The organism is Endozoicomonas arenosclerae, assembly GCF_001562015.1.
In the GTDB taxonomy this organism is placed as follows: domain Bacteria; phylum Pseudomonadota; class Gammaproteobacteria; order Pseudomonadales; family Endozoicomonadaceae; genus Endozoicomonas_A; species Endozoicomonas_A arenosclerae.
Genome location: NZ_LASA01000112.1, coordinates 1 through 20,686 on the forward strand (window position 1 = coordinate 1; position 20,686 = coordinate 20,686).

General features: G+C 47.2%; 21 protein-coding genes. 12 read left to right on the plus strand and 9 right to left on the minus strand.

Annotated elements, in window-relative coordinates:
- The coding region (locus WG89_RS17515; RefSeq protein ID WP_479686494.1) for a transposase at nt 1–189 on the minus strand (189 nt) is incomplete at its 3' end.
- 255 nt (nt 190–444) lie between these two features.
- Here WG89_RS17515 and WG89_RS17520 point away from each other — a divergent pair.
- Nucleotides 445–1,518 (plus strand): alkene reductase, encoded by a 1,074-nt coding sequence (locus tag WG89_RS17520; RefSeq protein ID WP_062268426.1) that lies wholly within the window; start codon nt 445–447, stop codon nt 1,516–1,518.
- Nucleotides 1,519–1,713: 195 nt separating this feature from the next.
- On the plus strand, nt 1,714–2,850 hold the full coding sequence (locus tag WG89_RS17525) for a hypothetical protein (protein WP_062268427.1): 1,137 nt from the start codon (nt 1,714–1,716) through the stop codon (nt 2,848–2,850).
- Between the two features lie 28 nt (nt 2,851–2,878).
- On the opposite strand, the gene fabV is transcribed toward WG89_RS17525, so the two are convergent.
- Entirely contained in the window at nt 2,879–4,027 is a 1,149-nt protein-coding gene (fabV, locus tag WG89_RS17530) for an enoyl-ACP reductase FabV (protein WP_062268428.1), read from the minus strand.
- Between the two features lie 81 nt (nt 4,028–4,108).
- The gene (locus tag WG89_RS17535; RefSeq protein WP_062268429.1) at nt 4,109–4,720 is read right to left on the minus strand and encodes a methyltransferase family protein; all 612 of its coding nucleotides are present in this window, start codon (nt 4,718–4,720) and stop codon (nt 4,109–4,111) included.
- A gap of 143 nt (nt 4,721–4,863) precedes the next feature.
- Here WG89_RS17535 and WG89_RS17540 point away from each other — a divergent pair, with 143 nt between their 5' ends.
- A complete protein-coding gene (locus tag WG89_RS17540; RefSeq protein ID WP_062268470.1) occupies nt 4,864–5,538 on the plus strand; it encodes a response regulator transcription factor in 675 nt (224 codons plus the stop codon).
- A 207-nt stretch (nt 5,539–5,745) separates the two neighbouring features.
- Complete coding sequence (locus tag WG89_RS17545; RefSeq protein WP_172806844.1) at nt 5,746–6,825, plus strand: sensor histidine kinase; 1,080 nt, start codon at nt 5,746–5,748, stop codon at nt 6,823–6,825.
- Nucleotides 6,826–6,844: 19 nt separating this feature from the next.
- Here WG89_RS17545 and WG89_RS17550 read toward each other — a convergent pair whose 3' ends face one another.
- From WG89_RS17550 to WG89_RS17560, 3 genes are all read right to left on the minus strand, one after another.
- Nucleotides 6,845–8,383 (minus strand): alkaline phosphatase family protein, encoded by a 1,539-nt coding sequence (locus WG89_RS17550; RefSeq protein WP_062268431.1) that lies wholly within the window; start codon nt 8,381–8,383, stop codon nt 6,845–6,847.
- Between the two features lie 345 nt (nt 8,384–8,728).
- Nucleotides 8,729–9,175 (minus strand): rhodanese-like domain-containing protein, encoded by a 447-nt coding sequence (locus WG89_RS17555; RefSeq protein ID WP_062268432.1) that lies wholly within the window; start codon nt 9,173–9,175, stop codon nt 8,729–8,731.
- A gap of 209 nt (nt 9,176–9,384) precedes the next feature.
- Complete coding sequence (locus tag WG89_RS17560; protein ID WP_062268433.1) at nt 9,385–9,675, minus strand: PA4642 family protein; 291 nt, start codon at nt 9,673–9,675, stop codon at nt 9,385–9,387.
- A gap of 164 nt (nt 9,676–9,839) precedes the next feature.
- Between WG89_RS17560 and WG89_RS17565 the strand changes: the two genes are divergently transcribed.
- Entirely contained in the window at nt 9,840–11,141 is a 1,302-nt protein-coding gene (locus WG89_RS17565) for an amino acid permease (protein WP_079253899.1), read from the plus strand.
- Nucleotides 11,142–11,243: 102 nt separating this feature from the next.
- Nucleotides 11,244–12,689: a hypothetical protein gene (locus WG89_RS17570; protein ID WP_062268434.1), complete on the plus strand. Its 1,446-nt coding sequence runs from the start codon at nt 11,244–11,246 to the stop codon at nt 12,687–12,689.
- A gap of 43 nt (nt 12,690–12,732) precedes the next feature.
- Here the strand turns inward: WG89_RS17570 and WG89_RS17575 are convergent, their stop codons facing one another.
- Nucleotides 12,733–13,290, minus strand: a complete 558-nt coding sequence (locus WG89_RS17575; RefSeq protein ID WP_062268435.1) for a hypoxanthine-guanine phosphoribosyltransferase — start codon at nt 13,288–13,290, stop codon at nt 12,733–12,735.
- 296 nt (nt 13,291–13,586) lie between these two features.
- Here WG89_RS17575 and upp point away from each other — a divergent pair, with 296 nt between their 5' ends.
- From upp to WG89_RS17590, 3 genes are all read left to right on the plus strand, one after another.
- On the plus strand, nt 13,587–14,213 hold the full coding sequence (gene upp / locus WG89_RS17580) for a uracil phosphoribosyltransferase (protein ID WP_062268436.1): 627 nt from the start codon (nt 13,587–13,589) through the stop codon (nt 14,211–14,213).
- A 64-nt stretch (nt 14,214–14,277) separates the two neighbouring features.
- A complete protein-coding gene (locus WG89_RS17585; protein WP_153301656.1) occupies nt 14,278–14,550 on the plus strand; it encodes a hypothetical protein in 273 nt (90 codons plus the stop codon).
- A 10-nt stretch (nt 14,551–14,560) separates the two neighbouring features.
- Complete coding sequence (locus WG89_RS17590; protein WP_062268472.1) at nt 14,561–15,820, plus strand: uracil-xanthine permease family protein; 1,260 nt, start codon at nt 14,561–14,563, stop codon at nt 15,818–15,820.
- Nucleotides 15,821–15,822: 2 nt separating this feature from the next.
- On the opposite strand, the gene WG89_RS17595 is transcribed toward WG89_RS17590, so the two are convergent.
- The gene (locus tag WG89_RS17595; protein WP_172806845.1) at nt 15,823–16,965 is read right to left on the minus strand and encodes a hypothetical protein; all 1,143 of its coding nucleotides are present in this window, start codon (nt 16,963–16,965) and stop codon (nt 15,823–15,825) included.
- Between the two features lie 167 nt (nt 16,966–17,132).
- A complete protein-coding gene (locus tag WG89_RS17600) occupies nt 17,133–17,507 on the minus strand; it encodes an STAS domain-containing protein (RefSeq protein ID WP_062268439.1) in 375 nt (124 codons plus the stop codon).
- A 260-nt stretch (nt 17,508–17,767) separates the two neighbouring features.
- On the opposite strand from WG89_RS17600, the gene WG89_RS17605 reads away from it, so the two are divergent.
- The 3 genes from WG89_RS17605 (at nt 17,768) to WG89_RS30420 (ending at nt 20,635) form a co-directional block, all read left to right on the plus strand.
- On the plus strand, nt 17,768–19,261 hold the full coding sequence (locus tag WG89_RS17605; RefSeq protein ID WP_062268440.1) for an aldehyde dehydrogenase: 1,494 nt from the start codon (nt 17,768–17,770) through the stop codon (nt 19,259–19,261).
- Nucleotides 19,262–19,490: 229 nt separating this feature from the next.
- Complete coding sequence (locus WG89_RS17610) at nt 19,491–20,177, plus strand: Crp/Fnr family transcriptional regulator (protein WP_062268441.1); 687 nt, start codon at nt 19,491–19,493, stop codon at nt 20,175–20,177.
- Between the two features lie 314 nt (nt 20,178–20,491).
- Complete coding sequence (locus WG89_RS30420; RefSeq protein WP_153301657.1) at nt 20,492–20,635, plus strand: hypothetical protein; 144 nt, start codon at nt 20,492–20,494, stop codon at nt 20,633–20,635.
- The last annotated feature ends 51 nt before the right edge of the window (nt 20,636–20,686 follow it).

Below are 20,686 nucleotides of genomic sequence, written 5' to 3' on the forward strand. Positions count from 1 at the left end.
AATACGCAACATGGTTGCTAGCGGGTAAGGGCGTCTTCCATTACCTGGCTTTGGATAAAAAGGCTCAATGACGGCTTCTAATCGAGACCAGGGAATCAGCTTCTCCATTCTGAGTAAGAACTTCTCTTTACGAGTCTGTCGCTTTTTTTGGGTGAACTCGCAGTCGGCAAACGTGAGCTGATTCTTCATGGTGAACTCCAAATATGAGCTGATGGTAGATTAGCTCACAAGGAACTTGTTCACACCTTCCCTTGGGCAGACTCATTTCATCCGCACAGAGTGTCAGGCTCATGAGCCGACAGGTTGTGACGAAGATCGACAGTGTCCTGAAATCTATAGTTTCCAAATCGCGAACAATCAATTTCAATTAACCTTATTGTTTCCAAAAAATAAGAATACTAATCTTTATCCCATAAATAAACCAAAGCTATCTGAGGGATTGAAATGTCTGCTCCATCCGATCTGTTTTCCGGGGTTCAGTTAGGGGATGTCCAACTGGCTAACCGCATTATCATGGCGCCTTTGACTCGTACACGTGCCGAAGCTCATGTACCCACCGAGATAATGGCTGAATATTACGCCCAGCGAGCCGGCGCCGGGTTGATCATTGCTGAAGCGACCATGGTGGCAGAAGGCGCGTCTGCTTTCGTGAATGAGCCAGGCATTTACTCTCAGGCTCAAATTGATGGCTGGAAAAAGGTGACAGAAGCCGTACATGCAAAAGGCGGTAAGATCTTTCTACAGCTTTGGCATGGCGGACGTGCCAGCCACCCCGTTCTGAACGATGGCAAGGTTCCCGTGGCGGCAAGCCCTTTGGCTATTGATGACGTAGTTCATACACCGGAAGGCAAATTACCATACACCACACCAAGGTCGCTGGAGATTGAAGAGGTTCCAGCCATTGTTGAAGCGTTCAGGCAAGCCGCACTGAATGCTAAAGAGGCAGGCTTTGATGGGGTAGAAGTGCACGGTGCGAACGGTTATCTGTTGGATAACTTCCTCCGTGATGGCAGTAACAAGCGTACTGATGCTTACGGTGGCCCTATAGAGAACCGTGCTCGCTTAATGTTTGAAGTGCTGGACGCTGTGGTTGAAGTTTGGGGTGCAGGTAAAGTGGGTTTGCGTACTTCTCCTCTGAACGGGTTCAATAGTATGAAAGACAGTGACCCTGTTGGTTTGACTCAGTGGTTGGCTGAAAAACTCAACGACTACCAGCTGGCATTCTGGCACTTGATGCGCAGTGATTTTGCCGGGGAACAGCAGGCTGATGTCATGTCGCCGGCAAGGGAACTGTATAAAGGCAATCTGATCGGCAATATGGGTTACAGCAAAGATGAGGCATTAGGCGCCATAGACTCACAAGAACTGGATGCAGTGGCTTTTGGTGTTCCGTTTATTGCTAATCCTGATCTGGTCGAACGTTTCAAACAGGATGCCGACCTGACAGAAGCCAAACCTGAATTTTTCTATGAGGGTGGCGCTCAGGGTTATACCGATTATCCTGCTATCTCTGGTTAATTGAAGATATCAGGTAGTGGGGAAGGTCATAGTACCTTCCCATACTGAATTTCTCCCATTCTAAGTTCTTACCAGGGCAAATTAACTTCATTCAAGCAATGAGTTTCCAGTCGTTAACATCCCGGCATGGCGGATAAGAATAAATGAGCTAATATTTATTTTTTAAAATAACTCGTATGAAAGACGTTACGATTTATGAATAGAGCAAGTGACGATCGTGTGGTTCAAACCCTGTATAAAAAAAATAGAGCCTTTCTCCTTTTGATTGTCATAATAAATGTATTCACTCAGCAAGCTGAGGCCTTCGCACTTCAAAATAATACCAGTCGTTCACTTCATACTTTAGTAGAAGCGGTAGTACTATTTTTTCCTGAAAAAATTCCTGTTCCTGTTGAAGATCTAAGTCGTTCTACACTCTTTACTCTGAGAGAAGCAGGCAAGCCTGGATCTCTGGCAAACAACCGGGAATGCCTGAATTATAAATTTGATCCGGGTGGGGCTGGAGAAAGGGAGTTTCTTATGAACTATTTTTTCAGTGGATTAGCTGTCAGCTATGTTTTTTCCCTTATGTATGGAAGCAACTTGGCGAGCAATTTCTTCGGAATTGCCATTTTATCCTTAAGCCTTAATGAACTGGTTGAACGAAATCTATTCAGATCTGGGATAATTGTTATGGTGGGCAGTTACCAGTTTTTGTACGGTGTCACACAACAAGTTGGAGAAGTGTTAGGGATTTCAATGATATTCTATGAGCTGTTCAGGATATACAGCGAGGGTTTGAAACCACCCGGAATTGAAAAACTTGATCTTGTTAGTATTGAAAAACAAAGTTGTATCAAGAAAAAAGATCAGGGTACTGGTCAACTCTTTCGGATGGAACGCTACGGCAATGCCTGGTCAGACTTTGGTGTTCTGACTCCAGTTAATCGAGGTCTCAGATCAGCCGCGCCCATGTGCTTAACCAAACAAAATGATAAGACTATTGACCTTAAAGCCTGCAGCTTTACTTATGATGCAGCTGGTCGAAAAATAGTTGAACCTGGTCAAGTATGGGCATTTAAAGCCCAGAAGCAAAACCCTGAGAGTTCTGAAAGAGTTGTTAAGAGGCTGGTTAGTTTTCTGGATGACGGGGACTGTCTGGCAGGGGTTGTTTCAACCAAGAAAGGCGTTGCAAGCAAATGCCTGAAATTGACCCTTGGAAAAGGCTTCGCTGAGAATGGTTGTGTTATATATCCGGATGGTCGGCCATCATCTTGTTCAAGAAGAAAGTCAAAGAACAAGATTCCATTGGAGTATAGAGGCATGTATGTAGAGGATATCCGGCTTAAATAAGGGGTTGGGGCCCGAAACGTTTAAGCAGTTAGTGAGCCAGTATATGTTCAAAACCATTCAATTTCAAAAAATCCTCTCTGACACCACGATAATCCAGTACGTCCTTAAAGTTCTCCGGTGTCGCCTGTTTGAGCAATACAGAAACTTCATTTTGAACAGAGTCTTTTAGCTCCCAGTCATCCAGTCTGATCAGGCGTTGGGCATCTTCTACAGGTTTTCCCAAAGCCTGCTTATCAACAAAAAGCCTGATCATCTGTTCGATACAGCCTTCATGCAAACCTTGCTGTTTCATGACTTTGTAGAGCGCCATGAGGTAGGGACCCAGTCCGGGGATGAATACGCTGGCTTTGGTAACCAGCGCTTTGCAGACCGCTAACCAGGCTCCCCCGTTGTTCCCTTCCAGCAATGCATTCAAGCGATCGGCGTATTCCTGCAGGTTTTGTTTGGCTCGTCCCAGGGTGCCTTGATGATAGAGCGCGTGGGTGATTTGTGGGCCTATATAGGAATAGGCCATGGTTCTGAAGCCTTTTGCGAGCAATCGTTCTTCCTGTAGTTCTTGCACCCAGTTAAACCAGTCCTCTCCCCCCATCACTTTTACCGTGTCTTGAATCTCCTGTTCAGATGCAGGCTTAAGGGCAACAGGTTTGATCTCCTCATGCTCAAGATCGAGTGTGTATCCTTCATAGGGTTCGCCAATGGGTTTGATGGTTGATCGAGTGAGGTCTCCTGATTGAGGATCGGGGCGGACTCCGGTAGCCAGGCTGTATATCAGCAGATCTACACGTCCATTCAACTGTTTTTTGATGGTTTCCCTGACCTTGCTTCTGACGTCATTCGAGAAAGTGTCACCCACCAGGTTTATGGAGGTCAGACCTTCCTGTTCAGCCAATGTCTGAAAAGCCTGGTTGTTGTGCCAGCCTGCCGATCCGGTTCCTTTCTCTGAAGGGGGCTTTTCATAAGAAAGATTGAGAGTGTTCGCTCTGAGGCCAAAGTTGGCGACGATGCGTGTAGCCAGGCCAAAGCCAGAGGAAGCTCCGAGAATAAGAACGTTAAGATCAGGTTGGGTTTCAAACGACAGTTGTTTAACAGAAAGGATTTGTTGTTTGACCGCTTCCCAGCACCCGTCAGGATGACAGTTTCGGGCGATGACACCTTGAATAACGGGCTGGTTTTCCATGACTCAATCTCTACTGCATTATGAGGGAGCAACTGAATGCTCCCACTCGCATCCGAGCCTGTCAACAAACGGGACAGACTCCTAGAGCAAAGTAAAGGCGGCTGGAATGAACTCTTTTACTTTGGCTGCGTTGAGCAGGCTGATGACCGGAATACAGATAATCCAGGCACTGGCATCCCTCATTGCTTTGTTAAGTACTTTGGGCCGGATACTGATTTCATCCGGGGCGCGATAGAGCTCCAGATTCGGGATGAAGCCAGGGGTTTTGCTTTTGTATCGGCGGTAGGCTTCTCCAAAACGTTGGGACAGAACCGTTTCTTCATGCCTTATCTGGGGAATATGAGTCACGCAATACATAAACAGAATCAGGGCTGTGAGTATCAGGCTGCCAGTCATAACGCCGATACCTGCAGCACCGCAGAGCGTGAAGAAGTACAGAGGATTTCGACACAGGGAGAAAGGACCATAGTCGACCACTTTCTTGTTTTTCATGCCGGCAATAAACGCCATGGTGTAAAAACGTCCCATGGCGCCAATGACGATCAGGGATAACCCAGCCCAGAAACTGATTTTCTGAAGGGCTGGGTAGGAAGAGAGCACAGGCTGACTCAGGATTAAAATAAAAAAGGTCAGGGCGAAGGCTATTCTGCTGAGTCGGAGTCTATGCCGTGTCTGACTAACGGACTGGGACATTATAGTTTCCATCAAATACTGCAAAGAGGGATTCCAGTCTAGAAATGAGCGTGTGATAAAAATGTCTAAACATTTGCAGACATTTTTTGTACCGACTGCTGGTTATACTACGGCCTGTTGCTTTTCCTTTGGTGGTATATGGAATGCGAGTGCTGTTAGTTGAAGATAGCAGAGAGATTGCCGGTGTTATTCTTGATTATTTTGAAAGTACGGGTCATGAAGTCGATTACGCAGCTGATGGGAAAAATGGTCTGAGCCTGGCCTGTGAGAATACCTACGACATTATTATTCTGGACGTGATGCTGCCAGGTATGGACGGTTTCAGAGTTTGTCGTGAGCTCCGCACTTCAGGTGTCAGCACTCCGGTTTTGATGCTGACTGCCCGGGATACAACGGACGACACTCTGCAAGGGTTTTCAGAAGGAGCTGATGATTACCTGATTAAACCCTTTGATCTGAAGATTCTGGATGCCCGGGTGAATGCCCTGGTTCGTCGCAGTTCACCCTCGGTCTTTAAAAAACAGCTGATTTATGGTGGTTTGTCACTGGATGTGGCCAGTCACAGTGCTATCAGGGAGGGACAGCCTATTGGTTTGAATCCAACCTGCTTCAAGATCCTGAAAATTTTGATGGATAAAGCGCCGGAAGTCGTTACTCGGGATGAGCTTATATACGCCATCTGGAGAGATGATCCTCCCGAGGGCGATACGCTCAGAAATCACATCTACCAGCTCAGAACCTCTGTGGACAAACCCTTTGAACAGGCGCTGATTTTGACAGTGCCTAAAGTTGGCTATCGGTTAAAAGGATCTACCTGAATGTTCGATACAATGCCACTGCCTCCTTCGCTTCGCAGGCAAATTACCCTCCCTATATGCATTTGTCTGGTTTCAGTTTTACTGTTCAACTTTTTAATTTTTTTTTCCGTGCTTCATTATGTTGAGGACTCTGTCAGCATAAGGCGAGCTGAGTTTTTACAGGGTTTTGCACTGGAGAAATACAGGAAGGGAGCAACCGGACCTCAGGTGCTGGATCAGCTGACCACTGCTTATGACAGTTATGAGTCCATGCCGGGCAGTGTCACGAGATATTTTGATAAGAACTGGCGTGGTGGCGCTGATTTTGATGATGATACCGAAGGCGATTCAGTCGTCACTGTGCTGGCTAAAGAGGCCATTATAAGAGGTAACAGAAAAACACTCTATATAGTTGAAAACAGTACACCGGTCACAATGACCCAGAATATGGAAAATACCCTGACATTAGGCGTTTTCCTGTCCTCATTACTGATATTGGTCAGCTTCTATCTTATTGTTCGGCGGTTGTCTGAAAATATTGCCAGACCCTTTAATGACCTGGCGCGATTGATTGATTTGGGGAACCCCGATGATCTATCCCCTTTATCGGAAAAAGGGATGTTCTCAGAAGAGCAGATGAGACTGGTTCAGGCCCTGAATGATTATCGACGACGGATTCAGTTGAGTATTGAAAGAGAAAAGTCATTCAGTCGTTATGTAAGTCATGAGTTAAGAACTCCACTGTCCGTTATTATGGGGGTGGTGGGTCTGCTTGAGATTTCAAAAGAGCCTGAATTTCTTGAAAAGCAAAGAGTCAGACTTGAAAGAGCTTGCCGGGATATGACCGATATTTCTGAAACCCTGCTCAGTCTGGTGAGGGAGAAAAAAAACGGCATAGAAGCCAGGAGTATGATCGACCAGTCGTTTGTTGAGCTGCTGGTGGAAGAGAATCAGATGCTGCTGGAAGGGAAAGATGTCCGGGTGGTAGTGGATGCCAAAAGTGCCGTTATGATCAATGCCCCTGACACAGTACTGCGTATTCTTCTGGGTAATATCATTAAAAACGCGTTCAGTTATACACGGGAAGGCGAAGTAAAAATAGTGGTTAGTGATCAGGGGCTACAGGTTCTGGACACCGGACCCGGTTTGAAAGCCACAGAAGGCAATATGGAAGGACATGGTCTGGGATTGCTGATTGTAAAAGATATCTGTCGTCAGAATGGCTGGTCATTTAGTTTGGACGACAGGGATTCAGAAACGGGTTGTGTAGCATCAGTAAACTTTAACAGAGGGTCTCTATCCGTATAGAGACCCTCTGCCTGTCACATTACCACTGATTCCAGGCCCACCATTTACGCTTATTGATCCGGGAAGCATGATTCATTACATAGAAAACATAACTCTGCTCCTGGGTCTTGTTGAACAGGTGAGCCCATGGGCCACCGGCGTAAACGGCGACATCTTCACCGGCATGAGTTTCTGAATACAGGGGAATAAGAGATTCCTGACGGAAGTCTCTGGCTTCAGTATCCATGTTGTTCAGGTCAACTCTGCGCTGGGCACTGCCGCTACCATTGGTGCCCGGACCGTTTGCGTAACCCAGGGTGGTGTAGGGCAGGCCGTCAGCTGCCAGCAGTACATTGTCTGAGGGATTACCCTGGCGGTCAGTAGCGACGACCTTGCCCAGAATAGAGTTACCCCGTTGCGGGTAACCGGCAATAGTCATTACGTGACTGTGGTCTGCTGTCACAATGATCAGGGTTTCACGAGGATCGGTTTTTTCCATGGCAGTCTTAACAGCCTTGGAGAAGGCAATGGTGTCATGCAGGGCACGGTAGGCATTGCCGCTATGGTGACCATGATCAATCCGACCCGATTCCACCATCAGGAAGAAGCCTTTACGGTTTTTGGAAAGAATGTCGATGGCCTTGTCGGTCATGTCTGCAATAGAAGGCTCGCCACCGGTGTCTTCTTCACGGTCTGCTTCGTATTCCATGTGAGAACGGTTGAACAGACCCAGCAGGTGGTCGGTGTTCTGAGGATCAATGTTGTCGAACTGTTCTTTGTTCCAGACGTAGGCCGAATTGGAATTGTTTGCCACCCACTCTTCGGTCAGGTTTCTGTTGTCCTGACGCTCACCGGTTCTGTCGGTGTCTTCCGGGTCATTCATGGTGGCTGGAATAAAGCTGCGACGTCCGCCCCCCATGGCTACTTCAATACCGTTGCCGTATTCAAAATCAATCAGCTGGCTGGCAATGTCAACACACCCGGCATCTTTGGCTTCCTGAGGCATATCCTTGTCGTCTTCCCAGCCACGGTCTGGACTGACAGAGTAGGTGGCAGCAGGTGTTGCGTGTGTCAGACGAGCGGTGGATACGACACCTGTTGATTGACCGGCATCTTCAGCCGTTTGCAAGAATGTGGTCAGAACATTATTTTCTGAAAAGTTGCAGTCGCCACGATCAACAGTTTGATCAAGATTGAGGACACCGCTGCGGGTTTTCACACCGGTCATCATGGCAGTCATAGTGCCTGCTGAATCAGGAACCTGAAAGTTGGTAGTGTAAGTTTTTGACAGGGACATATAGGGGAGCTGTTCGAAGGATAGTTCGTTCTCTTCCCCATTTTCTCCACGTAACTGACCTTCCAGAATCCTGGACGCGGTCACTGTAGACATACCCATACCGTCGCCTACAAACAGAATGATGTTTTTGGCGGAACGCATGTTGGGGTAGCTTCTCAACTCGGCAGCAAGAGCTTTTTTACCATTGTCTACCCAGTACTGTGGCGATTCGCTGTTGGCCGAAGTAGCTCCGGTCAGGGTGAGTCCCAGACCTGTAGCCAGAAGCAGGCTTCCTTTTTTCATGAGGGTTTCCTTTCTATTGGTTTTTATTGTCTTTTCTGAGGCACTGTGTTCAGCAGGACTGCCTGCTGCTCAATCAAGTTTTGTAATAGAACGCATAAAGAAATTTTTATATGGCATTAGGCTGACAGCGACGAATGACGAAGCAGTGACACTTTTATGAAGAGTCTGTTGTGTGGAACGGCTATGAGGGAGGGTTCCGCATAATGCATAACTGGCTAGTGCAGCGAGGCGCTAAACCTCATACCGTTCGCACTGAGCCAGTTGAAGTGCATTACCAGTATCCTTCGACAAGCTCAGGATGAACGGAATTCCTATGCGAATTGGAAAATTATTTCGAGAAAATCTTTAATTCTTACCGGTTGAAAGGGTATCTCCCTGTTCTTTCCAGTCTTTCAGGCCGCCCTTGTAATGCATGATGTTGGTGTAGCCATGGGCTGCAGCAAAATCAGCCCCTGAAAACCAGGAGTAGCACTGGGGGCCACCACAATAAACAACAATGGGATAGCTTTTCAGAACCGGAAGGCGGGTTTCCAGTGTGGTCCGTTCTGCCAGGGAGTGAGCCCCGGGTAAGTGACCTTTGCTATAGGTTTCTGCCTTGTTGCTGTCAATGATAAAGACTTCACCAGCGTCCATGGCTTTCCGAAGGGTTGGGTAGCTGATGGCAGGATAATGCTGGTTGTAGGCAGCGAGCTTCTCTTCCATGGAGGACTCATCACAAGCGCTTGAAACTGAGCTGAACATCACCATGGCACAGGCCAGTATGCGAGGGTCTCTAAACCATGCACCAAACATGGACAATCTCCTGAATACTTCTAAAGGAGTGAAGTATAGGAGTTTGATAGAGATTCGGTATTATCAGCAGATGGCTGGAAGAGGAAGCCCGGTACCACGACCCTTTAACAAGCTCAGGGTGAACGGAACCCGTATGTGAATCGGGAAGTTATTTCGAGACAAATCCTTTGTCAGATCAGGCTTCCGAATAATAAATCTTGTGCAAGGTGTTAGCTGGCACCACAGTTCTTTAGAGCTTGAACATAAGGCGATGCGTGTTGATGCTTTTCCAGGGTGGAGAGGAATGACCCGCCTTCTGATGTGACAGGGTTGATCTCCAGGCCGGTTTCTGAGTAAAAGCGTAAAAAACGCTCAAAATCATCTGCCCTCAGAGCCCGGTAGGCACGAGTCAGAATATGCAGAGCTTTGTCTTCGCCAGCAGGGGCCTGAAGGGTAAGCAGCTCTTTAATTCGCTCATCGCTCAGTACTTCACCAATGACTTTCTGCTTGTCTTTCTTCATTTTTATTCCTGGTCAACACGTAGCTGTCTTGCGGCATTGTACACTATGTGTTTCAAACTGTAAGTGTTGGCGGTGAAAGGTATTTTTGCTGTCTATACTGCTTGCTGCCTTTTATATCTTTGCTCCTGAAGACCTATATTCATTTTGATCCTGCAGGGGATGCTATGCCTGACAGCACCGTGGAAACGGAACTCGATGAAGCCGTTCACTCTGAACCAAGGCAGGGGAAAGGCTGGAGTTCCCGAGACACTGGCTGGATGCTCAATCTTTTTGGTACGGCTATTGGTGCGGGTATACTTTATCTTCCCATTAATGCCGGTGCAGGTGGAATCTGGCCTCTGATTGTTTTGTCGCTACTGGCTGGTCCAATGGTCTGGCTGGCTCACAGAAATCTGGTTCGGTTCTGTCTTTCCTCAACTAATCCAGCTTCCAATATTACGGGTACTGTCAATGAGCATTTTGGCGTTAAAGCGGGCAGAGTGCTGACACTGGCCTATTTCCTGTCTATCTACCCCATACTGCTTCTGTACGGAATCGGGATCACCAACGTTGTCATCAGCTTTCTGGAGAATCAGCTGTTCATTGAGTCTCCACCCAGACTTCTATTAAGCCTTGGTCTGGTGTCTTTGCTGGTAGCGATCATGCACGTGGGTGAAATCTGGATGCTCAGAGCCGTCAAGTTGCTCTGTTACCCTCTGGTCGTGGTGCTGGTGGGTATTTCCATTTACCTGATACCTGACTGGAATCTTGCGGCATTTGACCAGCCTTTCAATACCCATGATTTATTGTTGACGCTGTTTCTGACAACGCCCCTGCTGGTATTTTCATTCAACCATTCACCGGCTTGCTCAGCCTTTGCCCAGGCCTATCGAATGACCATGCCTGACAATGAGTCCTGTGCACAGAAAACCAGTCTGATTTTAAAGCGCAATACCCAGTTGCTGCTGGTGGTCATTCTGTTTTTTGTTTTTTCCTGTGTTCTGACCCTGACTCCGGAGGATCTGGCAATGGCTAAAGAAGCTAACCTCCCGGTATTGTCGGTACTGGCCAACCGCTCCGTAAATCCCATGTTTGCTGTGGTTGCTCCGGTGATTGCATTTTTGGCCATTGCCAGTTCTTTCTTTGGGGTTTATCTCGGGACGCTGGAAGGTATGCACGGGCTGGTGACTCAGCAATGGCTTAAGTACAACGGACGCAAGCCTCTGAATCCAGTGGCATTACGTAGGGGGACGGTGGCTTTTGGTCTCATTACATGCTGGCTGGCAGGGTATGCAAACTGGAGTGTAATCGGCATGGTTGAGATGGTGGTGGTTCCGGTATTGGCCGCAATTCTCTATCTGATGCCGGTCTATGCGCTGTATAAAGTGCCCAGTCTCAGTCACTTCAGGAATATTTATCTCGATGTGTTTACGGTTATTGTCGGGATTGTGGCGATTACCGCCTTTATAGTGGATCAAATACTATGAATTATTCCGAAAAGATATAGATTCGCCTGATAAGCCTCTCTGCGATAGATGATACTTAAATATATAACGGAATAGACTGAAAAGAATTCAGAGGAAGCAGGGATGTCGACAGGAGCGGGTTCAGTAGGGGGTCAAAGTCCGATACAAACGGATCAGCACGGCTCTTCTGGTATCAAAGGCATCCCAAGGCCTAAAGCCCAGGGTTTAAATCGCACTATTGAAGCCCGTAATCATCCTAACTATTTACCTCCGCCTCCCCCACCGCATGGCAGGTCTCAGCAATCAGTCCCTTCGAACACTTCGGTCCATGAACGAACAAGCGAAGTAGTGGAGGGCAAAAAGCACGTAGGCACAGAGTCATCAAGTTCTGCCAGCCCGGCTAAAGAAACCACCGATCGAACCTTTAAGCAAAAAGTAGCCCATGTCTTTGGCGAGCTGAAGCGTTTCTTCAAGCATGAAAACTGGAAGCCTGTTCCTCAGGAACTCATCAATGGTGTTCACAATAAAGAGTTGGAAAGAGATCTTACTGCCAGAAATGGGAAGATAGAGGAGTTGGCTCAGCTAAAAGAGAGAGCTAATGATCTTGAGAAAAAGCTGGTGGATTTTGATCAAAAGTACGCCAAATCTCTTGAACTTTATGACACGGTGGGCGCACCACCCAAGAAAGGTAAATTTCCAGCCCCGGATGGAAAAACCTATGACTTCTCAAAAGCTGAACGGTATGGTGATCGAAAAGAGATGATGGCGAAGTTCAGAGCCGCCTTCGATAAAGATCCTGGCTTTCAAAGTTATGACACCGACCGACATGAATTAAGAAGGATAAGAGGCAGTGACGATGAGCCCGGCAAGAGAGCCGAGCTGAAAGAAGAGATTAGAAATCTCAGTCAATCCCTGAAGCCAAGGATTGATTCAGCAGCAGCCAGAGAGGCGGAGTTCCGTCACACAAAGCTGGATCGTGAAGTAGAGACCATGCATCGCAAGGCGGATGCAGAAGTTCGACAGAAGTGGACAGATTATCGGGCAGAGGTAAAAGCTTTAGGCGAAACAGTCACCGCCAAAAAAGAAGAGCTGGCTCTTCAGAAAATGGAGCATGAGCAAAGAAAAGATTATGAGATCCCGGCATTGAAAGCCAAGCTGAAAGGGATCAAAAAGATGAGACGACAGCGGTTGAGTGAAATTAATGACAACAAACGTTTGACTCCTGAGCAAAAGCAGCAGGCTAAAACCCGTGTAGAGGCATCATTCAAAACGCTGAGAGCAAACCTTGAGGGAGAGTTGAGGCGGCTTGAAAGTAAAGTAGAAACTCATTCCAGTGACAGGAAGGCACTCAAGAACGAATATCATGAAGCCGTTGATGCCCAGGCCAAGGCCAGTAAGGGTAAGGATTTCAGAAAAGGGGTGGAAGAAGTTCGCAAGCAACAGGCAGTAGAAGAAAAAGCGGCGCTTAAAAAGCATAAAGCCGTTCCCAAAGAAGTTGAACAGGAACGTGCTGCTATTAGAAAAGGGCTTCAGGGAAGAATGAACTCTCCCGGGATAAAAGGCCATTAAGCCAGGCTGCTGCTCGCTAGCCTGGCTCAACTGATTGAGTGGATCAGTGACCCTTCAAAGCAAAAATGCCGTTGGCATTTCTCCAGTAGCCCTGATAATCCAGTCCATAACCAAAGATGTAACGATCTTCAATTTCCAGACCAAAGAAATCCGCTTTAAGGCCTGGGCGGGCTTTGCGATCGTGCAGCTTATCGACCAGTACCGCTGTCAGAACTTGTTCAGCGCCTTGCTCCTTGCAGAAGTCAACAATCGCGTCCAGTGTGTGACCTTCATCAAGAATGTCATCAACGATCAGAACCGTTCTGCCTTTCATATCCTGAGAAGGGCGTACCCTCCAGTCCAGACGACCACCGGTCAGTTGATCACGGTAGCGGGTGGCGTGCACGTAAGAGGCTTCCAGCGGAAACTGCAGGTGAGTCAGCAGCTTGCCAGTAATGACCATACCACCATTCATTACGCAGTAAACCAGCGGGTTACTATTGGACAGCTGTTCAGTAATTGCACTGCCCATGCTTTTGATGGCTGCTTCTATCTGCTGTTCATTATACAGGCAGTCAGCTTCGTCGAAGACTTGCTGAATATGGTCGAGATCAACAGACATGGTTTGGGAACCTCGTTGAAATAACAGGTAACGGTTCGTTGGCTAACATCTGGCTTTTCAAAATCCGCCGTAAACAGTCAGGATTCTGGGTAACAGCCAGTGTAGGCAAAAGTTGAACCGTAGCAAAAAAGAGAGCAAAAATACCTTTATTAGAGGTTAACAGCAAGTTGCAGGTTCACGGCGGTTTAATGTGAGAAAAACTTATAGGKGAATAGTAAAGGCTGTGTAAAAATAAAAAGGTTTATGCCTGTGAAATGGGCTGACTCAGAAACAAGCGGAAGGCGTCGGGAACTGACATGAGTGTACAGGAAATCAAGCATCCACTGGTACAGCATAAGCTGGGCATCATGCGTACCAAAGATATCAGTACGAAAGGGTTTCGGACACTGGCCAATGAAGTAGGCTCATTGCTGACCTATGAGGCCACCAAGGATTTTGAACTGGAAGATCATGTGATTGATGGCTGGGCAGGCGATGTCACCGTCAAGCAGATTAAGGGCAAGAAAATCACCATCGTACCTATTCTCCGTGCCGGTCTTGGCATGATGGATGGCGTTCTGGATCTGGTGCCCAGCGCTCGTGTCAGCGTAGTCGGTCTGTATCGTGATGAAGAGACGCTTGAGCCCGTTCCTTACTTTGAAAAGCTGGTTAAGGACATCGATGAGCGTATTGCTCTGGTTCTGGATCCGATGTTGGCGACAGGAGGTTCCATGATCGCCACGATCGATATGCTCAAAAAAGCCGGTTGTAAGGAAATTCGTTGCCTGGTTCTGGTTGCAGCACCTGAAGGTATTGAAAAAGTGCTGGCTGCTCACCCTGATGTCACCATCTTTACCGCTTCAGTGGATGACTGCCTCAATGAGCATGGCTATATCATGCCAGGCCTGGGTGATGCCGGAGATAAGATTTTCGGAACCAAGTAACGCGGCAGAGGTTTCAGGGAAGGAATGCATTTCCAACGAGTTGAGTTTGAGTAACGGCTCCCAAATGAACCTACCTGAAAAAATCTGGACTGCAGTTACAGTACCACCACGTCCGGCAGTGATCTGTCTGGTCGTGGTTTATGTCGCATTTTTCTTTGACTGGTACTGGCTTTGGGGTCTTTTTCTGCTGCTCTACGGGCTGTCTGATCTGGCCAGGAAAACCACCTGGCTGGTCATTCCTATAGCCCGGCGTGATTATCCTGTTGTTTACTTTGCCATTGTGTTGACCTGGATTTTATTGGGCAGCTATTGGCTATATGTGGGCGTCTATTTTTAAGGGACTGATTATGACTGATGCGACTCTGAACGGTGAAGACATGCCTGTCTGGCGGCAGATGTTGATGGGCGGCCAGATGCTGTTTGTTGCCTTTGGAGCACTGGTGCTGGTGCCACTGCTGACGGGGCTGGATCCCAATGTGGCTTTCTTTACGGCTGGTATTGGTACACTTATTTTCCAGGTTTGTACCCGGCGCCAGGTACCTATCTTTCTAGCCTCTTCTTTTGCTTTTATTGCMCCGATTACTTTCAGTATTCAAAGCTGGGGATTACCCGCCACATTAGGTGGAATGATGGCTGCAGGCCTTTTCTATGTTCTGCTCAGCTTTATTATTCGACTGAAAGGCAGTGGTATCCTTTATCGACTGTTTCCACCGGTGGTTGTAGGCCCGGTGATCATGGTGATTGGTCTGGGACTGGCCCCTGTTGCAGTGAATATGGCCAGTGGTGGGGCAAACCCGGCTATTGATCCGAATACATCACTGTTACTGGCAGGTATTTCTCTGGTGGTGACGCTGGTTGTTTCCACAATGGCGGGCGGTATTCTCAAACTGATTCCTATTATTTGCGGAATCGGTGCAGGTTATCTGACGGCTTTATTTATGGGTGTTGTGGATTTTCAACCGGTGATTGATCGTCCATGGTTCGCTATTCCGGCGTTTACCGCGCCTGAGTTCAACTGGAATGCCATTCTGTTTATGGTGCCGGTAGCTATTGCTCCTGCCATCGAACATATTGGCGACATGCTCGCGATCAGTTCGGTAACCGGTAAAAAATATCTGGAAAAACCTGGCCTGAAAAATACTCTGATGGGCGATGGTCTGGCCACTTCAGCTGCAGCCATGCTGGGTGGACCACCTAATACCACCTACTCGGAAGTGACCGGTGCGGTGATGCTAACCAAGGCTTTCAACCCGAAGATTATGACCTGGGCCGCCGTTATTGCCGTTGCAGTAGCCTTTATCAGTAAGGTCGGTGGTTTTCTGGCTACGATACCAACCCCGGTTATGGGTGGCATTATGATGCTGTTGTTTGGTTCTATTGCTGTGGTCGGTCTCAGTACTATGATCAAAGCCCAGGTGGATCTGAGTAAGCCTCGAAACCTGGTTATCGTTTCAGTTGTTCTGGTATTTGGTATTGGTAACCTGGCTCTGTCGTTTGGTGAATTTACGCTCAAAGGAGTGAGTCTTTGTGCCATCACGGCTGTATTGCTTAATATGATTCTTCCTCATGCTGACAAGGAAGATAAATTCCAGTCAACGGAAGCCTGAGCTCAGGTGATTTCCTGAGTCCAGTGATGGGTGTGACGGGGCTTGTCGGTTTTCCACCAGTTACCGTCACATACTTCTGGACCTGCTACTGGTGAGTTGAAGTGAAAGTACGGGTATTCATCCATAGACTCGGGATGCCCGGTTACTTGCTGACAAGTGTCGAACAGGCAGGAAGGGCCGGTCTTTTGAAGGGTGTCATAGTAATGCGCAAAGCTATTTCTGTAGAGCAGAGACTTCTCTTTTCCTGCAGGGGATAAGCGATTGTTGATTGTCTTCAGTGTTTCCAACAGGATCGGATGCCCACTGTAGGCGCTCGCCAGAACATCATTGTTACCATGTTTTGTGCAAATCAATCCTGCAGGTGCACTCATCGGCCCCCATTCAACCGTCTCATCAGTTTGTGGTCCTCGGTCGGTATCCAGGTAAATCATGCCAGTACTTGATCGACTCCGTGCTGTCCCTGAAGCGCGGTCAATAGCCTCACTTCCTATAGCGAGCAGTGCATAGCGTACAATATCGCTGACTACTTCCATCGCTTTTAATTCACTTCTGGCAAAATCAATCATGCTATGGAGTACGCCTGGTGATTCAGGTAGTGCACTGTCCAGATCGGCATCATTGATGTCGAGCACTTTTATGTCGAGACCCTTTAGTCTGGATAAAGAAGGTAGTTCTCGCATTAAATGCTGATCAGCGGGGTTTAGCAGTGTGCGATCAATCCATAAAACGACTTCTTTCCTGGGTGTGCATCGAGCAACACGTTCAATTTGCTGCAAATAGCGATCCGGCACAAGGCTTCCAACCCAGATAAAGTTAACCGGGGCATCTCTGGCAATATGCTCACTGAGAGGAATGGGCAGGGTAGGAAATTTGTCTTTGAACATTAATTGGTAGGCTCTTGCGCAATAAGGCTCAAAATTTAAGCCCATTGCTTTTTTGGAGAACCAGTGCTTGAAACTTATATGTTGATCGCTGGAGAGGATAGACAGCCAGAATTGAACCTTTTCCTCTTCACTGGCCCCTATATAAAAGTCAACCAGCACTGATTTCATGGTTGGGTCATTGAAAGAGATGTTGGCTGTCTTGAAGAGATCTGCTGCTTCTGAAACGGTTACTTTCTTAGATGATCGAACCTGATAGGACATGAGGGGCTTATTACTCTGGCTGCTAACATGCAGTCGCTGTCTTACATCAGAGGGAGAGAAAGTTTGAACAGGGCTCTTTGGTGCAGAGCCTGTCCTATCAACAGTGACAGTACTGACTTGAGCTGGTATTGCTGTCGCTGGATCCGTTCTCATCGGATTAAGCCAATTTAATTCGAACTGATCCTGCCCAGCTGGGCATCCGATTCAAACAGCATGGACTCAGCTTCTTCCAAATCACTGGCAATGCTGATGTACCGCGAGATGCCACTCAATTCCAGTAAAGCGCGAATCGATCTCGAGACATTGCAAAGAGTCAGGCTGTGAAGCAGTGTCAGGGTACTGCGAGTATTCAGCAAGACTCTCAAACCTTCACTGCTGATGCTGAATAACTGAGAGCAATCCAGAATCAGGTGGCGATTGCCTTCAAATGTCGCTGCCTCGATGGCTCGATCCAGCATTTGTGATGTGACCGAGTCGACTTTGCCCTGGACTTCCAGCAGGGTGTAGTTGTAGTGATCTTCCAGGTTGATGGATAAAGCCATGGTAATACTCCTTTAAATGGCTGTTTGTTTGCCAGACATCCTAGAAGCACTTGCCAGGCAGTTGTATAACAAGGCTGACAGTAATGCTGACATTTTGACTTGGCTATCACCGAAAAAGTCTCAATAATGAATGCTTGCCGAGCAGTAGTGTTTCATTAATCAATGCTGAGGCAGTCATGAAGCGGGAGTACAGCAACTTCGAACAATAAAAGCTGTAGAGCCTGATATGGCTGCATTCACAGAGTAAAAGTGGAGTCACCATGTCCAGCCAGGATAAAGCTTACTGGGAGACCAGAGCCGAACAGCTAACCATTAACGGTAAAGCATGGATTAACGGCGAGTATACCGATGCCGCCTCAGGAGAAACGTTTGACTGCATCTCTCCCCTTGATGGACGGACGCTTGGCAAAATAGCCAGTTGCTCTCAGGAGGACGCTGACAGGGCTGTAGCCTGTGCTCGAGAGGTTTTTGATTCAGGCGAGTGGTCCAGGGCTGCTCCTGCTGATAGAAAAGCTGTTCTGTTCAAGCTTTCGGATTTAATTCTGGAACATGTTGAAGAGCTGGCACTGCTGGAAACCCTGGATATGGGCAAGGCCATCCGCTTTTCCCTGAATGATGACATTCCGGGCAGTGCAAAATCCCTGAGGTGGTGCGCTGAAGCCATAGACAAGATTTATGGCGAGATAGCCCCTGTGGATCCCTCCCGTCTGGCCATGATTACCCGTGAACCTGTGGGTGTGGTGGCTGTGATCGTCCCATGGAATTTCCCCCTGAGTATGGCCAGTCTTAAGCTGGGGCCTGCTTTGGCTACCGGCAACAGTGTTATCCTCAAGCCCTCTGAAAAATCTTCCTTAACCGCTATACGTCTTGCGCAGCTGGCTGAAGAAGCAGGTTTGCCAAAAGGAGTGCTGCAAGTGCTGCCGGGCTATGGCCATACGGTGGGTAAAGCCCTGGCATTGCATAATGACGTCGATTGTCTGGCTTTTACCGGTTCTACCCGAACTGCCCGACAGCTGATGGTTTATGCTGGCGAATCCAATATGAAGCGAATCTGGCTGGAGGCCGGAGGCAAAAGTCCCCACATTGTTTTTGCCGATTGTCAGGATCTTGAAGCAGCAGCCAAAGGGGCGGCCATGGGTATTGGCTACAACCAGGGTGAAGTCTGTGTGGCAGGTTCAAGGTTGTTGGTAGATCAAGCCATTTATGATGAATTTATACCACTGCTTCAAAAGCATATGCAGGCCTGGAAACCGGGGCACCCACTGGATCCTGAAAGTCGAGCAGGCGCTATTGTTGATGAGGTGCAGGTCAGAACCATTCTCGACTATATCGCTTCAGGACAGGAAGAGGGCGCCAGACTTAGCTCAGGTGGGCAACGAATTCTGGAAGATACGGGGGGCTTTTATATTGAGCCTACTCTGTTTGAAGGGGTCGATAATTCGATGAAAATTGCCCAGGAAGAGATTTTTGGGCCTGTTGTTTCTGTCATTCAGTTCAGCAGTGAAGACGAAGCGGTCAAGATCGCCAACGATACCCATTACGGGCTGGCAGCAGGACTCTGGACCGACAATCTGTCAAGGGCGCATCGTGTTGCCGGTAAAATCCGGGCAGGGACTGTGTACGTGAATGGCTATCTGGGTGGAGATATTACTGTTCCCTTTGGTGGGTTCAAGCAGTCTGGAAACGGCCGGGATAAATCACTTCATGCTTTTGACAAGTTTATAGAAATTAAATCCACGGTTATGTATCTCTAGTTTATGTCTTAATTAAAATGTGGTCTGTTTCAAGTTTGAAACAGATCACATTTCCGTTTATCTTCTTTTTTGACCAGGAAGTAAGAAGTATAGTTAACTAGGTTAGTTAAATTGATAGGCTAACTTGTGTTAGCAAATAAATAATCAAAATATATTGTCGTCTATTGGTTACTTGAAAATAATAGTCGTATATAAAAATAGAAAACAACAATGTCGTAGCAGGTCTTACATGAGTGATATAAACCTTTGGTATTTGAGGTCGCTGGACTTCTTTAAGCGTTTTTCCAAAGAGGATGTAGAGTCACTGACCCGTGAAGCCCATCAAGTTAAAATTGATCATCGTTCGCCACTGGCTATTCGTCAGCAGGGTGTTTACCTGGTATTAACAGGACGAATCAAACTTTATCGACAGGTCAGTGAAACAGTCAGAATGCTGGACTCCGTTCTGGAGGTGGGGGACTTGTTTGGTGGCATACACACGGCAGATGTGTCTTATGAGCTGGTGCCCATTCAGGGAGCCACCATTCTACTGATTGAGAAAGAGAAGTTTCTTAACGATATCTCTAATCCGAAGCTCTACCTCGAGGTGGTTCAGAAGCTTGAAGAGCGCCAGAGAACCCTGCAGGCAAGGCTGGATAGCCTGATCTTTAAGGATGCCAGAACCCGTATTATTGAGACCATGGTAAACCTCTGTCATGACCATGCGGTGGATTGTACCCATGGGTTTGGTCTTGATCTCAGTATTACTCAAGAAGATATTGCTCAACTGGTCTGTGTTTCAAGACAGGTGGTCAATAAAGTTTTCAGGGAACTGGTTAAAGAAGATGTCATGCATAAAAACAAAGGTTGTTATTGTATTCGTTCAAAAGAGTCACTTTTAGATTTGGTGAATTTAAAGCAGGCAATTTCCGGTTAATTAGAAGTGTAAACTGGATGACATTAAAAGAAGATTGATAAATAGAATTTTCTTTTTTAATAATTCAGCTGAATTAAATTATATGTCCTTTAGTTAGCTTTGTTGAATGATAAAGCAATTTGTTAATTGCGAAGCTCGACTTGTTTTCAGTTATGAGTCGAGCGTCTTATTTTTTGGGTGTCACCCAGATGACATTTCACTGATTTTGGCATTGGCTGCATGAGCTGGCAGATCATATAAATAAGTTATGGGCGAGGTTCTTTGAACTCAAAGCCCTGAAAAATAAAAATGCCATAGTCAGGGAGTCAATGGTCATGATGAGTCTAGTGCTAAAGGAAACGGTAGCTGTGCTCAGTTCCGTCGTTGTTCTGCTTTTTTTTCTTTCCGTTATTTTGCTGGCCGATCTTTTTGTCGATCCGTCCATTCAGATGGAGCATCAGATTGTGGACTCAAGTTGATCTTTGCCATTTACAGTTTTGAACAGACATAAAAAAAGGGGTGAATCATCA

Bases quoted from the DNA above. Each gene is read 5' to 3' on its own strand.
- WG89_RS17555 (WP_062268432.1), bottom strand. From the start codon at position 9,175: ATGTTTGGTGCATGGTTTAGAGACCCTCGCATACTGGCCTGTGCCATG.
- WG89_RS17570 (WP_062268434.1), top strand. From the start codon at position 11,244: ATGTCGACAGGAGCGGGTTCAGTAGGGGGTCAAAGTCCGATACAAACG.
- WG89_RS30420 (WP_153301657.1), top strand. From the start codon at position 20,492: ATGATGAGTCTAGTGCTAAAGGAAACGGTAGCTGTGCTCAGTTCCGTC.
- WG89_RS17540 (WP_062268470.1), top strand. From the start codon at position 4,864: ATGCGAGTGCTGTTAGTTGAAGATAGCAGAGAGATTGCCGGTGTTATT.
- upp (WP_062268436.1), top strand. From the start codon at position 13,587: ATGAGTGTACAGGAAATCAAGCATCCACTGGTACAGCATAAGCTGGGC.
- WG89_RS17525 (WP_062268427.1), top strand. From the start codon at position 1,714: ATGAATAGAGCAAGTGACGATCGTGTGGTTCAAACCCTGTATAAAAAA.
- WG89_RS17585 (WP_153301656.1), top strand. From the start codon at position 14,278: ATGAACCTACCTGAAAAAATCTGGACTGCAGTTACAGTACCACCACGT.
- WG89_RS17560 (WP_062268433.1), bottom strand. From the start codon at position 9,675: ATGAAGAAAGACAAGCAGAAAGTCATTGGTGAAGTACTGAGCGATGAG.
- WG89_RS17610 (WP_062268441.1), top strand. From the start codon at position 19,491: ATGAGTGATATAAACCTTTGGTATTTGAGGTCGCTGGACTTCTTTAAG.
- WG89_RS17595 (WP_172806845.1), bottom strand. From the start codon at position 16,965: ATGTCCTATCAGGTTCGATCATCTAAGAAAGTAACCGTTTCAGAAGCA.
- WG89_RS17565 (WP_079253899.1), top strand. From the start codon at position 9,840: ATGCCTGACAGCACCGTGGAAACGGAACTCGATGAAGCCGTTCACTCT.
- WG89_RS17550 (WP_062268431.1), bottom strand. From the start codon at position 8,383: ATGAAAAAAGGAAGCCTGCTTCTGGCTACAGGTCTGGGACTCACCCTG.
- WG89_RS17575 (WP_062268435.1), bottom strand. From the start codon at position 13,290: ATGTCTGTTGATCTCGACCATATTCAGCAAGTCTTCGACGAAGCTGAC.
- WG89_RS17535 (WP_062268429.1), bottom strand. From the start codon at position 4,720: ATGTCCCAGTCCGTTAGTCAGACACGGCATAGACTCCGACTCAGCAGA.
- WG89_RS17600 (WP_062268439.1), bottom strand. From the start codon at position 17,507: ATGGCTTTATCCATCAACCTGGAAGATCACTACAACTACACCCTGCTG.
- WG89_RS17605 (WP_062268440.1), top strand. From the start codon at position 17,768: ATGTCCAGCCAGGATAAAGCTTACTGGGAGACCAGAGCCGAACAGCTA.
- WG89_RS17520 (WP_062268426.1), top strand. From the start codon at position 445: ATGTCTGCTCCATCCGATCTGTTTTCCGGGGTTCAGTTAGGGGATGTC.
- fabV (WP_062268428.1), bottom strand. From the start codon at position 4,027: ATGGAAAACCAGCCCGTTATTCAAGGTGTCATCGCCCGAAACTGTCAT.